Origin of the sequence: Sphingorhabdus pulchriflava (genome assembly GCF_003367235.1) — a bacterium.
Taxonomy (GTDB): Bacteria; Pseudomonadota; Alphaproteobacteria; order Sphingomonadales; family Sphingomonadaceae; genus Sphingorhabdus_B; species Sphingorhabdus_B pulchriflava.
In genome coordinates this window covers 180372-195525 of the sequence record NZ_QRGP01000001.1, presented here as the reverse complement: position 1 = coordinate 195525, position 15154 = coordinate 180372, and the positions used below count along the sequence as shown (strand labels likewise).

16 protein-coding genes are annotated in these 15154 nt (G+C 59.8%); 9 read left to right on the top strand and 7 right to left on the bottom strand.

All coding sequences use genetic code 11. The features are described from left to right. Positions 1–54: 54 nt before the first annotated feature. Together DXH95_RS00950 and DXH95_RS00945 are read left to right on the top strand one after the other, a co-directional pair. Positions 55–552 (top strand): rhodanese-like domain-containing protein, encoded by a 498-nt coding sequence (locus tag DXH95_RS00950; RefSeq protein WP_115547610.1) that lies wholly within the window; start codon positions 55–57, stop codon positions 550–552. 40 nt (positions 553–592) lie between these two features. Further along, positions 593–1651 (top strand): fatty acid desaturase family protein, encoded by a 1059-nt coding sequence (locus DXH95_RS00945; protein WP_115547609.1) that lies wholly within the window; start codon positions 593–595, stop codon positions 1649–1651. On the opposite strand, the gene DXH95_RS00940 is transcribed toward DXH95_RS00945, so the two are convergent. Together DXH95_RS00940 and DXH95_RS00935 are read right to left on the bottom strand one after the other, a co-directional pair. Then, entirely contained in the window at positions 1629–2609 is a 981-nt protein-coding gene (locus DXH95_RS00940) for a magnesium and cobalt transport protein CorA (protein ID WP_115547608.1), read from the bottom strand. The two genes, DXH95_RS00945 and DXH95_RS00940, sit on opposite strands and share 23 nt — an antisense overlap. Beyond that, positions 2606–4180, bottom strand: coding sequence for a lysine--tRNA ligase (locus DXH95_RS00935; protein ID WP_115549316.1), 1575 nt, complete (start codon positions 4178–4180; stop codon positions 2606–2608). The genes DXH95_RS00940 and DXH95_RS00935 overlap by 4 nt, the downstream gene beginning before the upstream one ends. Before the next feature lie 44 nt (positions 4181–4224). Between DXH95_RS00935 and DXH95_RS00930 the strand changes: the two genes are divergently transcribed. The 7 genes from DXH95_RS00930 to DXH95_RS00900 all read left to right on the top strand — a co-directional run bounded on the left by DXH95_RS00930 (position 4225) and on the right by DXH95_RS00900 (position 12045). Then, the gene (locus tag DXH95_RS00930) at positions 4225–6960 is read left to right on the top strand and encodes an ATP-dependent DNA helicase (RefSeq protein ID WP_115549315.1); all 2736 of its coding nucleotides are present in this window, start codon (positions 4225–4227) and stop codon (positions 6958–6960) included. Further along, on the top strand, positions 6957–7502 hold the full coding sequence (locus DXH95_RS00925; RefSeq protein WP_115547607.1) for a SixA phosphatase family protein: 546 nt from the start codon (positions 6957–6959) through the stop codon (positions 7500–7502). Before DXH95_RS00930 ends, DXH95_RS00925 begins: the two co-directional genes overlap by 4 nt. Further along, the gene (locus DXH95_RS00920; protein ID WP_115547606.1) at positions 7499–8023 is read left to right on the top strand and encodes a GNAT family N-acetyltransferase; all 525 of its coding nucleotides are present in this window, start codon (positions 7499–7501) and stop codon (positions 8021–8023) included. Before DXH95_RS00925 ends, DXH95_RS00920 begins: the two co-directional genes overlap by 4 nt. A gap of 77 nt (positions 8024–8100) precedes the next feature. Beyond that, on the top strand, positions 8101–9528 hold the full coding sequence (locus DXH95_RS00915) for a circularly permuted type 2 ATP-grasp protein (RefSeq protein WP_181883525.1): 1428 nt from the start codon (positions 8101–8103) through the stop codon (positions 9526–9528). Beyond that, positions 9529–10470, top strand: a complete 942-nt coding sequence (locus DXH95_RS00910) for an alpha-E domain-containing protein (protein WP_115547605.1) — start codon at positions 9529–9531, stop codon at positions 10468–10470. Between the two features lie 4 nt (positions 10471–10474). After that, positions 10475–11275, top strand: a complete 801-nt coding sequence (locus tag DXH95_RS00905) for a transglutaminase family protein (protein ID WP_115549313.1) — start codon at positions 10475–10477, stop codon at positions 11273–11275. A 53-nt stretch (positions 11276–11328) separates the two neighbouring features. Then, on the top strand, positions 11329–12045 hold the full coding sequence (locus DXH95_RS00900; RefSeq protein ID WP_239016496.1) for a proteasome-type protease: 717 nt from the start codon (positions 11329–11331) through the stop codon (positions 12043–12045). A 1-nt stretch (position 12046) separates the two neighbouring features. Here the strand turns inward: DXH95_RS00900 and DXH95_RS00895 are convergent, their stop codons facing one another. From DXH95_RS00895 to rpmF, 5 genes are all read right to left on the bottom strand, one after another. Continuing rightward, on the bottom strand, positions 12047–12442 hold the full coding sequence (locus DXH95_RS00895) for a MerR family transcriptional regulator (RefSeq protein WP_115547603.1): 396 nt from the start codon (positions 12440–12442) through the stop codon (positions 12047–12049). Between the two features lie 6 nt (positions 12443–12448). After that, on the bottom strand, positions 12449–12739 hold the full coding sequence (locus DXH95_RS00890; RefSeq protein WP_115547602.1) for an integration host factor subunit alpha: 291 nt from the start codon (positions 12737–12739) through the stop codon (positions 12449–12451). Between the two features lie 106 nt (positions 12740–12845). Next, complete coding sequence (locus DXH95_RS00885; RefSeq protein WP_115547601.1) at positions 12846–13814, bottom strand: beta-ketoacyl-ACP synthase III; 969 nt, start codon at positions 13812–13814, stop codon at positions 12846–12848. Further along, the gene (gene plsX, locus DXH95_RS00880; RefSeq protein WP_115547600.1) at positions 13811–14851 is read right to left on the bottom strand and encodes a phosphate acyltransferase PlsX; all 1041 of its coding nucleotides are present in this window, start codon (positions 14849–14851) and stop codon (positions 13811–13813) included. Before plsX ends, DXH95_RS00885 begins: the two co-directional genes overlap by 4 nt. Before the next feature lie 39 nt (positions 14852–14890). Beyond that, complete coding sequence (rpmF, locus tag DXH95_RS00875; protein WP_115547599.1) at positions 14891–15067, bottom strand: 50S ribosomal protein L32; 177 nt, start codon at positions 15065–15067, stop codon at positions 14891–14893. Between the last annotated feature and the right edge of the window lie 87 nt (positions 15068–15154).

Sequence of the window (15154 nt, the reverse complement as noted above, 5' to 3'; positions counted from 1 at the left end):
CAGCACCCGTTAAACGCCATATGGGCAGCTTTCCCCGATAGGAGGAAGCTGCCCATGCGCATTTTACCACTCGCCCTGGCCCTGCTACCCACACCACTGGCTGCGCAGGATGTTGGCAGCCCGCTGATTGATTATGCCGGATTCCGTGCACTGACCTCCGAAGTGCAACCGGTGCGGTCGGAGCGACTGATCTCGCTGTCTGAGTTCAAGGCACGCGCGACCAAAAACGATGTGCTGATCCTTGACGCCCGGTCGGCTCAGGCCTTTGCCGAAGGGCATATTGCCGGCGCGATCAACCTGCCGCTGCCTGATTTCACCGCCGAAAGCCTTGCTCACGTCATTGGCGCAAATCCCGACCGCGAAATCCTGATCTACTGCAACAACAATTTCACCAACAACCGCCGCCCGGTGGTGACCAAGGCGCTGCCGCTCGCGCTCAACATCCAGACCTTCATCAACCTTTATGGCTATGGCTATAAAAATGTCTGGGAACTGGGAGAGGCGGTGGACATGGATGACCCGCGCGTTGGCTGGGTAAGCGCCGCGACGTAGCGGATTTGGCAGCCGGTCGAGTCGGGTGTATATTGCGCCCATGCCTGCCGTCAAAGCCGCCAATCCCCGCACGATCTTTGCCCCGGAAGACTGGAGCGCGATAACGCGTGTTTCTCCGTGGTTGGGAATCTTCCAGATCATTCATGCATGGACGGTCGTCGCCTTCGCAGCCTTTGGTGCGGCTTGGGCGTGGGAGCAGAGCTGGCTGGCGGGTCTGGTAGCGACTCCAATCGCGCTGGCCATATTGGGCGGTCGGCAATTGGGGCTTTCGATATTGATGCACGATGGAGCGCACGGGTTGCTGCACCCGAGCCGGCAAGTGAACAACTGGCTCGGCCAATGGCCAAGCGGCGCGGCGACGGGCAGCGACCTCCACGCCTATCGCGCCTATCATTTGACCCACCACAAATTCACCCAGCAACCCGAAGATCCCGACCTGTCGCTTTCCAAACCCTTCCCGACCACGCGCGCCAGTCTGTGGCGCAAGGCGGTGCGAGATCTGACCGGACAGACCTTTTTCAAACAGCGGAGCCACCAGTTTGCGGCGGCCTTGCGGGGGTTACAGGCGATCCTGCGCGGCGAGGCGGGTAATGCTGAGGACAAGCGCGACACCAGTGCAGGCCGTGCGCTGAACCTGCAAAGCCGCAGCGGCATCGATGCACCCGTGGCCAATATCGAAGGCGCAAAGACCACCGCGCGCACCGTGGGCCGCTTCCTCTTCGTGCAGCTCATCCTGCTTGCGGTTTCGCTGACCTTTTGGGGCTGGCTGCCCTTTCTGCTCTGGCTCGTGGCGCTGGCGACGACATTCCAGCTGTTCCTGCGCATTCGCAACATAGCCGAACATGCTTGCACCACGACAGGTAGCGACGATCCCTTCAGCCATGCCCGCACCACTTATGCAGGCTTTTTCGAGCGCGCGACCGTCGCGCCCTATTGGGTCAACTACCACAGCGAGCATCACCTCTTCATGGGCGTGCCCTGCTACAGCCTGCCGCGCGCGCATGCCTTGCTCGGCAAGGAGGGCTATCATGCGAAAATGACGATCGAGCCGAATTATATGTCGGTATTGCGGCGGGTTACAGCCAGCCCAGCTTCTTGAAGCGATAAAAGAGCGATCCGCAGATCAGCGCCATCGCACCGACCACAATGAAGTAACCGTAACGGCTTTCAAGCTCCGGCATGAATTTGAAATTCATCCCGTAAATGCCCGCAATCGCGGTCGGTACCGCCAAAATGGCAGCCCAGGCCGCTAGCTGCCGGGTAATCACACCCTGCCGTTGCTGCTCCAGCAGTCCGCTGGTTTCGATCACGCTGGTCAGCGTATCGCGCAAGCCCGCCACGCGGTAGTTCACCCGACGGACATGATCGGCAAGATCGCGGAAATAAGGGTCAATCTCGTTGTCCAGCTGCGGCAGGTCGATATTGACGAAGCGGTTGGCCAGATCTTCCATCGGCCCCAATATCCGCTGCAGCCGGAACAGGTCGCGCCGCAATGTAAACAGGCGCGATGTCTGGGCGCGATCGAGGAAGGTGACGAGCGCCTGATCTTCCATTGCTAACACCTGCTCTTCGACCAGATCGATAACATCGAAATAGCCATCGACGATGAAATCCAGGATCGCATGGAGCACATAGTCCGGCCCGTGCTTTAGCAGCCAGGGCGTCGCTTCCAACTGCTGCCGGATCGGGGCGTGCCCGCGCATCGAACCGTGGCGGACCGTGATGATGAACTGCCGCCCCAGAAAGATCGCGGTGTTACCATAGGCGATCCGTGCATTGTCAGCCGGACCTTCCAAATGCACCGTGCGCGCGACCACAAACAGCGTTTCGCCATAATTTTCCATCTTGGGCAGATGGCGTGGATCGAGCGCATCCTCGACCGCCAGTTCGTGCAGGCCGAAATGCTCCTGAATCGTCTTGATCGTAGCCGCATCGGGTTCGTGCAGCCCGATCCAGATGAAATCCTCTTTCTTTTCCAGCGTCGGGATGGGTTTGGCCAGATCGACGTCGGTCAGCAGCCGCCCATCACGATAGATGCGGGCGGCGACCACAGTCATGCAAGCGCCTCGGCGATCAGCTTGCGGGTGTTGGCAATGCCATAAAGCGCGATGAAGCTGCCCATGCGCGGGCCTGCGCTCGAACCCAGAAGCGTCTCGTACAGCGCCTTGAACCAGTCGCGCAGATTTTCAAAACCACCGGTCTTGCCGATTTCATAGACGATATTCTGGATATCCTCAGCCGGGGCATCGGCCGGGAGCGGCGCGAGTTCAGCATCGAGCCTCTTGAGCGCTTCGATCTCAATCCCCTCGGCCTTGCGCCTTTGCAGCGTCGGCGCGACATGATCGCGGTTGTAGGCGAGCGCGAGATTGATGAGGTTCGCGAGCTCCGGATGCGTCGCAGCGGTCGCATCGGGCACATAATTGCCGAGATAGCCCCAGACCTGCGGCGCGGTCGCATGCGGCCCCATCACACCGGCGAGATTGAGCAGCAGCCCGAAGGTCACCGGCGGAACATCCGCAGGAACCTTACCGTTGTGAATATGGTGCACGGGATTGCCGAGCTTCTTCTCGATTTCCTGCCCCGCATAGGTGCCACGGAACTGGAAATATTCATCGACCGCACGCGGGATCACGCCAAGGTGAAGCTGCTTCGCGCTTTTGGGTTCGCGATACGCATAGAAGGCAAGGCTTTCCTCGGTGCCGTACGACAACCAATCCTCAAGGCTCAGACCATTGCCCTTCGACTTCGAAATCTTCTCGCCCTTTTCGTCGAGGAACATTTCGTAGATCAGCCCGTCGGGCTTCCGCCCGCCCAGAACCTGCGCAATCTTGCCCGACTGGATGCCACTGTCGGTCAGGTCTTTGCCGTACATTTCATAGTCGACTCCCAGTGCCACCCAGCGCATGGCCCAATCGACCTTCCACTGCAGCTTTGCCTGCCCGCCGAGGATCGACTGGGTGATCGTCTCACCGTCATCCTCGAACGAAACCAACCCTGCCTCGGCATCGACCACCGTTACCGGAACCTGCAGCACCATACCCGACTTGGGGCTGACCGGTAGCACCGGCGAATAAGTGGCAGCCCGTTCGGCGCGCAATGTCGGCAACATGATTTCCATGATCGCCTGATAATTGCGCAACACGCCCTTCAGCGCTTCGTCAAACTGGCCGCCCTCATACATTGTCGTAGAAGAGACGAATTCATATTCGAAACCGAAACGGTCGAGGAATTCACGCAGCATCGCATTGTTGTGATGCGCAAAACTCTCATATTTCTCGAACGGGTCGGGGATGCGCGTCAGCGGCTTGCCCAGATGTTCGGTGAGCATCGCCTGATTGGGCACATTGTCCGGCACCTTGCGCAAGCCATCCATATCGTCGGAAAAAGCCACCAGCCGTGTTGGCATGTCGGCCATTTCTTCCAGTGCGCGGCGGACCATCGTTGTCCGCAGCACTTCGTTGAAAGTGCCGATATGCGGCAGGCCCGACGGGCCATAGCCGGTTTCGAACAGCACAGGCGCGCCGCCCGGCTTACCCTGCGGAAAACGTTTGAGCACGCGCCGTGCCTCTTCATAGGGCCATGCCTTGCTCGCCAAGGCTGCCGTGCGAAGGGCGGGATCGACGCTCATTTCAACGTTTCCTTTTCGTTCCAAACTTGCCATGAATGGCGGATATGGCCCCTCCCCTAGCCTTTCCTGCGCTGCATGCAAGCCATGCCGGTATCTGGATTGCTTCGTCAAATGGCGAAACGCGGCGGGTGGGTAAGGCAGAGGCGGTGGCGCGGGCGGCTGAAACGCCGATGATCCTGCTCAACGCGCCGCTGGTGGCGCAGCGGCTGGGCTATGCCGAATTGTCGGGGCTCGATCTGCTCGAACTGTTCGCCTTTGTGCATCCAGCGCGCTTTGTTGTGCCTACGGCCAAAGGGCTTTCCGAACTGCTGGGGCTCGGCGAACCTGCAGGTGACGAAGCGATTGCCGGCTTGCTCCTAACCGCCACCCAAAAGCTTCTCGCCACCCTCACCGACCCCGCATGGCCGGAACGCGAAGGTGCATGGGACGCAGCGCAGGCCTTGGCGCGTTTGCGCTGGCCATGGGCGCGGGTGGTTGCCGACCAGCTGCCCAAACCCGAACAAAAAGAGCGCTGGCTGTTTTCAAAACTGCCCGAATGGGAGGAAGCACCGCTCCGCACGCCGCCGCGATCAGTGGTGCTCGATAGAGCAGCGGTCGAAACCCAACTCGCCCGATTGACCGGCAGCGGTGCCGAAATCCGCGAAGGCCAGCGCGCCTTTGCCGCCAGCGCTGCCCATATTTTCGATCCGCGGGCGCGCAAAGGTGAACCTAATATGCTGCTGGCAGAGGCCGGCACGGGCATCGGCAAGACACTGGGCTATCTCGCTCCCGCATCGCTATGGGCACAAGAGGCTGACGGCGCGGTCTGGATATCGACATATACCAAGGCCTTGCAGCGGCAGCTGGTGAGTGAGGCACGACGGGTCTATCCCGACGCGCAGCAGTTCAAAGAAAAGGTCGTCGTCCGCAAGGGCCGTGAAAATTATCTGTGCCTGTTGAACCTTGAGGATGCACTGCAAGGCGGTTTTGCGGGGCGAGCTGCCATACTCGCGCATCTGGTGGCGCGTTGGGCGGCGTATACCGCCGACGGTGACATGATTGGGGGCGATCTGCCCGGATGGCTGCCGACCCTGTTCCGTCGCAACGGTTCGACCGCGCTGACCGACCGGCGCGGAGAGTGCATCTATGCAGGTTGCCCGCACTACCGCAAATGCTTCATCGAATGCGCCAGCCGCGCTTCGGCGCAGGCCGATATCGTTATCGCCAACCATGCTTTGATGATGGTCAACGCAGCGCGCGGGCGCGAGGAGGCGAACCGACCCACACGTATCATCTTCGATGAAGGCCATCATCTGTTCGACGCTGCCGATTCGACCTTTGCCGCCGCGCTGACGGGCGCGGAAATGATCGAAATCCGCCGCTGGATCATCGGCCCCGAGGGCAAGGCGCGCGGCAGGCGGCGCGGGCTTTCGGCGCGGCTCGCCGATGTCGCCAGCTATGACGAAGAAGGCGGACTTGCCATCGAAGCAGCGCGCGAGGCGGCAGAAGCACTGCCCGGCGATGGCTGGTTGGGCCGCGTCAACGAAGGCGTGCCATCGGGGCCTGCCGAACGGCTGCTCGCCGCTGTGCGCACCACGGTCTATGCGCGCGACGAAGGGCAGGCCGAAAGCGGCTATGGCCTCGAAACCGAATACGCCAATCTGGATGCGCATCTCATTGAGGCGATTGCCGATTTGATGAAGACGCTCGAAGCACTCGTCAAACCTCTGATGGTGCTGGGGCAGCGGCTGGAGGCGATCGTCGAGGATGCGCCCGACTGGCTCGATGCGGCCGCCCGCGCGCGCATCGAAGGCGCGATGGCGAGCCTGGGCTGGCGCGTCGACACGTTGCGTGGCTGGATAGCCCTTCTCGGGCGCGGCGGCGGCCCCGCCGATCCCGATTTTGTCGATTGGCTGGCGGTCGATCGCGGCGAGGGCCGCGAATATGATATCGGCATCCACCGCCACTGGCTCGACCCGACACGACCCGTATCGAGCGTCGTCCTCAAACCTGCGCACGGCATCCTCACCACGTCCGCAACGTTGCGGAGCGGCGGGGACTGGGGCACCGCCGAGGCCCGCACTGGGGCCGCGCATCTCGAACATAAAGTCGAACATTTCTCTGCCCCCAGCCCGTTTGACTATGCAAGCCAGGCCGAAGTGTTGGTGGTCACCGACATTGCGCGCGGCGATATGCCTGCACTCGCCGGGGCCTATTCGGCGCTGATTTCGGCATCACAGGGCGGCGCGCTGGGGCTGTTCACCGCGATCAAGCGGCTGCGCAGCGTCCATGCCCGCATTGCCGACCGGCTGGCGCGCGACGGACTGCCGCTCTACGCCCAGCATGTCGACCCGATGGATACTGGCACGCTGGTCGACATCTTCCGCGACGATCCGCACGCCTCTTTACTCGGCACCGATGCACTGCGCGACGGGATGGATGTTCCCGGCCATTCGCTGCGCCTTGTCATCATGGAACAGGTGCCCTGGCCGCGCCCCGACATCCTGCACAAGGCGCGGCGGCTGATGGGTGGTGGCACCGAATATGACGACCGCATCATCCGCGCTCGACTGGCGCAGGCCTTTGGCCGCCTGATCCGTAAAGCAGATGACAAGGGCCATTTCGTGCTGCTTTCTTCCGCCACACCCTCACGGTTGCTAACCGCCTTTCCTGCCGGAACGCCCATCCACCGCGTAACGCTCGACGAGGCGGTGCGGCGGATCAAATCCGGTCTTTCACCTGCAACAAATTTCGGGCAGGGGAGCGCGCAAGAGATTGAGGACGAGGATATCCCCTTTTGACGAAGACGCTTTACCTGCTGCGCCATGCCAAGTCGGGATGGGACGATCCGGTCGCGCGCGATTTTGACCGACCGCTGAACAAACGCGGTGAAAAGGCCGCGCGCACCATCGGCCAGTGGATGGCTTCCAACGGTGTGACCTTCGAACATGTCATCGCCAGCCCCGCCGTGCGCGTGATCGAAACGTTGGATGGTGTCTGGGCGGGCTATGGCCGCAAGATGGAGCCGACCTGGGAAAGGCGCATCTATCTGGCGTCAAGCGCTACCGTGCTTGATGTGCTGCGTGAGGTCGACGACGCGCATGATATTATAATGGTGGTTGGCCACTGCCCTGCAGTTGAAGATTTGGTATTCGATCTAGTACCCGACGACGGCAGTTCGCCTTTGCGCGATGAGGTCGAGATCAAATATCCGACAGCCGCACTTGCACAGCTCGAAATCCCGATCGACCATTGGGCCGACATTGGAAAGCCCGTCGCGCACCTCAAACGCTTCGTCCGCCCGCGCGATCTGGACTCCAGCCTCGGGCCCGACGCCGAATGACGCCGATCGTCTGGCGCAGCGCACAGCCGGGGGATGAGGAGTCGCTGTCGCTGTTGGGACAGGCAACCTTCCTTGCAACCTTTGCTTTCGACCATCCCGGCCCGGCGCTGATCCGCTTCCTCAAGGAATTGCACAGCCCCGAATTCTATGCCGCCAAACTGGCCGATCCCGATGTCGACATCATCATCGGCGAAACCCCATTGGGTGCACCGGTGGCCTATGCCATGCTCTGCCCGCCCGAACATTCCGATTTCCAGCGGGACGGGGATTGGGAACTGAAGCGAATCTATCTTCTCGGGCCGTGGCAAGGTGGCGGAAACGGGGCAGCATTGCTGCAGCACGCCATAGATATCGCGCACAAAAGACAGGCACGCCGGTTGCTGCTCGCCGTATATGAAAATAATGATCGCGCGATCGGCTTCTATCGAAAGCACGGTTTTGCGAAGATTGGCGACACCATTTTCATGGTTGATGATGTCGAATTCAGCGACATGCTGCTTGCCCGTGATATGACCATGTAAAATCATAGTTGCACATTTATTGTGCAGTTGCGAAAAGCACTTGTGCACTGCCTAAATTTTTGACAGCTTCGTGACTCATGGAGCAGCCCAAACCGGCTTTTGACGAAATGCTGCGCCCCGACGGTGGCGCCCGCAGCGCCTATTCGGATTATGCCGCATGGTTTGAAGGGCAGCAGCTGGCCGCGCTACGCAAGAAAGCCGAAGAGGCCGACGCCGTATTCCGCCGCACCGGCATCACCTTCAACGTCTATGGCGCAAACGAGGCCGAAGAGCGCCTGATCCCCTTTGACATCGTGCCGAGGATTGTCGGCGCAAAGGAATGGAGCAAATTGTCGCGCGGCATCGAACAGCGAGTGCGTGCCATCAATGCCTTCCTCCACGACATCTATCACCGGCAGGAAATCATCCGTGCCGGCCGCGTTCCTGAAGAACTAATCGCAAAAAACAGCGCCTTCCTGCCCGCGATGATCGGCTTCACTCCGCCGGGCCGCGTCTACACCCATATCGTTGGCATCGATCTTGTGCGCACCGGCGATGACGAATTTTACGTGCTGGAGGATAATGCCCGCACGCCGTCGGGTGTGTCCTATATGCTCGAAAATCGCGAAACGATGATGAACATGTTTCCCGAACTGTTCAGCGCGATCCGCGTGCGCGAGGTAGGCAGCTATCCCAAAAACCTACGCCGCTCGCTGGAGGCCTGCGCCCCCAAAGGCTGCGATGGGCGGCCTGTGGTAGCGGTGCTGACGCCGGGGATCTACAACAGCGCTTATTTCGAGCATGCCTTCCTGGCCGACCAGATGGGGGCAGAACTGGTCGAGGGGCATGACCTGAGGATCGTCGACGGCCGCGTCGCCATGCGTACCACGCAGGGCTACAAGCCGATCGACGTCCTCTATCGCCGCGTCGATGATGATTTTCTCGATCCCATGACGTTCCGCCCGGAATCGCAACTGGGCGTGCCCGGCATCATGGACCTCTACCGCGCAGGCAAGATCACGATTGCCAACGCACCAGGCACCGGCATCGCTGACGATAAGGCCATCTACAGCTATATGCCCGAGATTGTCGAATTCTATACCGGCGAAAAGCCGTTGCTCGCCAATGTACCGACCTGGCGCTGTGCGGAACCCGATGCGCTCAAATATGTGCTCGCCAATCTGAAGGAACTGGTGGTCAAGGAAGTCCATGGCTCCGGTGGCTATGGCATGCTTGTGGGGCCAGCGGCGAGCAAGGCGGAGCTGGAAGCCTTCTCCAAAAAGCTGAAGGCACGCCCCGGAAACTATATCGCGCAGCCGACGCTTGCACTGTCGACCGTGCCGGTGCTGACGAAGGCCGGGCTCGCCCCCCGCCATGTCGACCTGCGACCCTTTGTCCTGGTTTCGCCCAATGGAATCGAGATCACCCCCGGTGGACTGACGCGGGTTGCGCTCAAAAAAGGTTCACTCGTCGTCAATTCGAGCCAGGGCGGCGGCACCAAGGACAGCTGGGTGCTGGAGGACTAGATGCTCGGCAGAACCGCAGGCGGCATATTCTGGATGTTCCGATACCTGGAGCGGTGCGAAAATATGGCGCGCCTGCTCGAGGCCGGACACCGCATGGCGCTGACACGGAATACGGGCTCGGATGAGGAGTGGCGGTCGGTCGTCACCACTGCCGGACTGCAATCGGGCTATGAAAGCCGATATGATGATTATGCGGCAGCGCATGTCGTCAATTATCTATTACGCGACAAAGCTAACCCGACCTCAGTGCTCGCGATGCTCGAAACCGCGCGGCACAATGCACGGATGACGCGCACGGCGCTAACCCGCGAAGTGTGGGAGGCGACCAACATCTTCTGGATGCGGATGAAGGAGGCGTTAGCCCGACCTGCCCGGGAAACAGACCTGCCCGGCCTGATCGCAATGATCCGTCAGCAATCGGCTCAGGTGCGCGGTGCACTGCATGGCTCGATGCTGCGAATCGACGTCTATAATTTCGCGCGCCTCGGTACTTTCCTTGAACGCGCCGACAACACGGCACGCATCCTCGACGTCAAATATTATGTGCTGCTACCCTCGCTCTCCTTTGTCGGCTCCTCGCTCGATAATGTTCAGTGGGAGACGATCCTGCGCTCGGTCTCTGCCGAGCACGCCTTCCGCTGGCTCAATGCCGGGGATACGCGACCCGTCGGCGTGGCGGAGTTCCTGATCCTCGACGAACGTTTCCCGCGCTCGCTCGCCTTCTGTTACCAGAAACTGCACGGCAATCTCTGCTATCTGGAAAAAGATTATGGCAGCCGCATGCCGTCGCACGATCTGGCTGATGAAATCCACAACGGCCTGCAAACACGCCCGATCGAAGCGATATTCGAGAGCGGGCTGCATGAATTCTTGACCGACTTCATGACCTGCAATGCGCAGCTGGCAGGCCAGATCGAGCGCGATTACAGGTTCTATGGATGATGCAATGCTGCTGAAAATCCATCATCTGACCCATTACCGTTTCGAGCACCCAGTACCCTATGGGCTGCAGCGGTTGCGGCTGATCCCCAAGGAAAATGCTGCGCAAAAAATCCTGCATTGGAAAACCGAGATCGAAGGCGGCAAGGTGGAAGCCGACTATATCGACTATCACAATAACCACATTCTGCTTGTGAGTATCAACGAAGGTGCGGGTGAAATCATCGTCCGCTGCGATGGCGAGGTTGAAACCAACGACACGGCCGGGATCATGGGGCGGCATGGCGGACATGTACCGCTCTGGTATTTCCTGCGACCAACCCCGTTGACCGAGCCGACGCGCGAGATACAGGCGCTTGCCCGGTCAGCGGTGGCCGAGGGCGATGACCTTTTGGCGACATTGCATGCGCTTTCGACCAAGGTTCTGGCAGCGGTGCGCTATGATATCGGCCACACCGATTCCGCAACTACAGCAGACGCCGCGCTTGCTGCCGGACATGGCGTCTGCCAGGACCATGCGCATGTCTTTATCGCGGCGGCGCGCAGTCTGGGCATCCCCGCCCGCTATATCAGCGGCTATCTAATGCTATCCGACCGCGTCGAGCAGGAAGCAAGTCATGCTTGGGCGGAAGCCCATGTCGAAGGATTGGGCTGGGTCGGCTTTGATATCTCGAACGGGATTAGCCCCGATTTGCGTTATGTCCGCGTTGCTACCGGTGCCGATTATGCCGAGGCCGCGCCGATTTCGGGCATTTCCTATGGCGGCGGTGAGCAGAGCATGGTTGTCAGCCTCGCCGTTGAACAGTAACGCGTGGGCAAAAGGGATACAGGGGCAAGACTAGAGTGACCTATTGCGTTGGGATGAAGCTGGATTCGGGGCTGGTGTTCATGTCGGACACGCGCACCAATTCGGGCGTCGACAATATCTCGACCTTCCGCAAGATGCACAGCTTCGAAAAACCGGGTGAACGCTACATCACGATCATGACCGCTGGCAATCTGGCCACCACGCAGTCAGTTATCAGCATGCTCGCCGAGCGCACCAAGGCCCCCGAGGAGCGTAATCCTTCTATCCTGGCGGCCGCTTCCATGTTTCAGGTCGCGCAGATCATCGGCGATTTGCTGCGTGAAACCATCCGCACCCGCGAACAGACCGGGCTCAATGCCGAAACGACCTTCAATGCCACGCTGATCGTCGGCGGCCAGATCAAGGGCATGGAACCCCGGCTGTTCATGATCTACCCCGAAGGCAATTTCATCGAGGCGTCGGAAGACACCCCCTTTTTCCAGATTGGCGAAACCAAATATGGCCGCCCTATATTGGTGCGCGGTTTCCAGTCGGACATGAGCTTTGAAAGCGCGGTCAAGCTGTTGATGGTGTCGTTCGATTCAACGATGGCAGCGAACCTTTCGGTTGCCCTGCCCCTCGACATGCTGCTGCTGCCGCGCGACCGGTTTGAACCGCTGCAAAAACGCCGTATCGCCGAGGACGACCCCTATTACCGATCGGTGTCGGACAAATGGTCAGATGCGCTGCGCAGCGCTTTCCATTCGCTGCCTGATTATACGATCGAATAGTTCAGGCAGCAGCCAAAGCTTTTGCCAACCGATCTCGGATTGCGCGCAATTCCGGAACCAATGTTGACGCAGCAGGTCTGGCAAAAAGATCCCCCACAGGAGCCGGTGCTGGCGCGGTTATGGGCGATGGTGCTGCGATGGCGACGTTTTCGGCCGAGCCGCCCTTTGCCAGATAGGCCCGGGCACCCCGAATCGTATATCCCTGTTTCGACAGAAGATCCTGTATCTGGTCGAGAAGCGCCACGTCCGAAGGCCGGTAAAGCCTCCGTCCACCCGCACGTTTCAGCGGCTTGAGCATCGGGAATTGTTCTTCCCAATAGCGCAAGATGTGCGTTTTCACGCCCAGCCGGTCAGCCATTTCACCAATGGTCAGAAACGCTTCGGGTGCCTTGTCCATCGCAGTTTATTTGACCTTGTGGCGCAGGCCCTGGCTCGCACGGAAGGTCAGCACGCGGCGCGGCGTGATGGGCACTTCGACGCCGGTTTTCGGATTGCGTCCGATGCGTTGCGCCTTGTCGCGCAGCACGAAAGTGCCAAAGCCGGAAATCTTCACATTCTCGCCCGCAACCAGCGCGTCGATGACATGTTCCAGGATCGATTCGATCATGGCGGAGGCATCCGCGCGCGAAAGACCAACATGGCGATTAATTGCTTCCGCAATATCCGCGCGCGTCAAAGTACCAGCATCTGCCATGGTTTCTCCTCCGTAATTCACGCGACCCCCGTGATTCCCTTGGAACATATAGCAATTTCAGAAGGATGTAAAATGGATGACGAATTTTTACCCGTCCGAAAACGGGTCACATGCGAACGACCGACGCGCCCCATGTAAATCCACCGCCCATGGCCTCCAAAACGACCACATCGCCAGCGTTGATACGGCCGTCGCGTACGGCAACGTCAAGCGCAAGCGGCACCGACGCGGCTGAGGTATTGGCATGTTCAGCCACGGTCAGAATCACGCGTTCGGCCGGCAGGCCAAGCTTTTTTACGGTCGCATCGATGATGCGCGCATTGGCCTGATGCGGCACCACCCAGTCAATGTCAGCAGGCACCAGTTCGGCCTGTTCAAGCACTTCGTGCATCACGCTGGCGAGATTGGTCACGGCATGGCGAAACACCTCACGACCCTGCATACGCAATTTGCCGACGGTGCCCGTCGTTGACGGCCCGCCATCGACATAGAGCAATTCATTATGCCGTCCGTCGGCATGGAGCTGCGTGGCGAGAACCCCGCGCTCGCCCACTTCACCCGAAAGAACGACAGCGCCTGCCCCGTCGCCAAACAACACGCAGGTGCCCCGATCTTCCCAATCGAGCAGCCGAGTCATGGTTTCCGCACCGATCACCAGCGCATTTTTGGCAGAGCCTGCGCGGATCATGCTTTCGGCAACAGAAAAGCCGTAGAGAAAGCCCGAACACACCGCCGCTACATCAAAGGCAACACCGCCATGATGACCCAATATATGCTGCACCTTGGTGGCTGCTGCAGGGAAAGTCTGGTCAGGGGTGCACGTAGCAACGATGATAAGGTCGATATCGGCCTCGGTCATCCCCGCCGCATTAAGCGCGTTTCGCGCCGCTTCGGCGCCAAGCGTGGCCGTGGTTTCATCGGGTCCGGCAATATGGCGAAATTTGATTCCCGTGCGCTCGGTTATCCACTCGTCCGAAGTATCCACTTGTGCGGCGAGCTCGGCATTTGAAACACGACGCTGAGGCAGTGCGGAACCCGTCCCTTTGATGACGGCGCGAAGCGCGGATCCGCTCATTCCTCAATAACTTCCTTGGCCGAAATCTGTTCCAGATCCTGCGCGATGCGCTTGGTGATGTCGTCCTCGACCAGCCGGGCTGCAACCTTCACAGCGTTGGCTACGCCTTCGATGCTCGCACTGCCATGGCTTTTGACGATCACGCCATTGAGGCCCAGGAAAACCGCACCGTTGTGATTATTCGGATCCAGATGATGTTTGAGCAACTCTGTCGCAGGGCGCGAAACCAGAAAGCCGAATTTCGAACGGATCGAGCTGGTAAAGGCCCGGCGCAAAAGATCGGTCACGAAGCGCGCTGCGCCCTCGATCGATTTCAGCGCGATATTGCCTGAAAAGCCATCGCAGACGACCACATCGCAATCGCCGCGGTTGATCTTGTCCGCCTCGATAAAGCCCTGAAACGCCATGTGCAGTTCGGGGCTGTCGCGTAGATGCTGGGCGGCGAAGCGCAGACTATCGGTGCCCTTCATTTCTTCGGTGCCAATATTGAGCAGGCGGACGCGCGGTTTTTCCCAATTATAGAGGATGCGCGAATAGGCAGCGCCCATCACCGCGAACTGCACGAGGTTGCGTGCGTCGCATTCGGTGTTGGCGCCCAAATCAAGCATCACGACGTCGGTGTCGGTAAGCGTTGGCAGCAAGGCGGCAAGCGCGGGCCGATCGATCCCCGGCATTGTCCGCAGCGCGACCTTCGCCATCGCCATCAAAGCACCGGTATTGCCCGCACTGACTGCAGCGGCAGCATCACCCGACTTTACCGCATTGATCGCCAGCCCCATCGAGCTGCCACGCGACTTGCGCAGTGCTTGGCTCGGCTTGTCATCGCCGGTGACGACTTCGGTAGTGTGGAGAATTTCGGAAGCGGCCCGCAGATTCGGGTGGTTTTCGAGCGCAGCCTTGATCTGCACCTCATCCCCAACCAGCAGGAATTTGAAGCTTTCATGCCGGTGGCGCGCCAATGCGGCGCCCGCGACCATCACGCGAACGCCTTCATCACCGCCCATCGCGTCAATAGCGATACGCGGTGAAGTGGTCACGATATCATCCCTCCGTGGAGAAGAGCGATTGTCCGGAAATTAGGCGACAGCGAGGATTTCGCGGCCGTTATAATGGCCACAAGCGTTGCACACATGGTGCGGACGCTTCAGTTCACCGCAGTTCGAGCATTCCTGAAAGGCTTCGACCTTCAGCGAATCATGGCTACGACGCATGCCGCGCTTGGACGGCGAAGTTTTTCTCTTGGGGACAGCCATCTCGGCACCTGTTCCATTTCAAAAAAATCTAATGTTTCTGCAGCTTTAAGGAAGAATGTCGGCGCTGGCAAGCAAAGCCAGAATCGG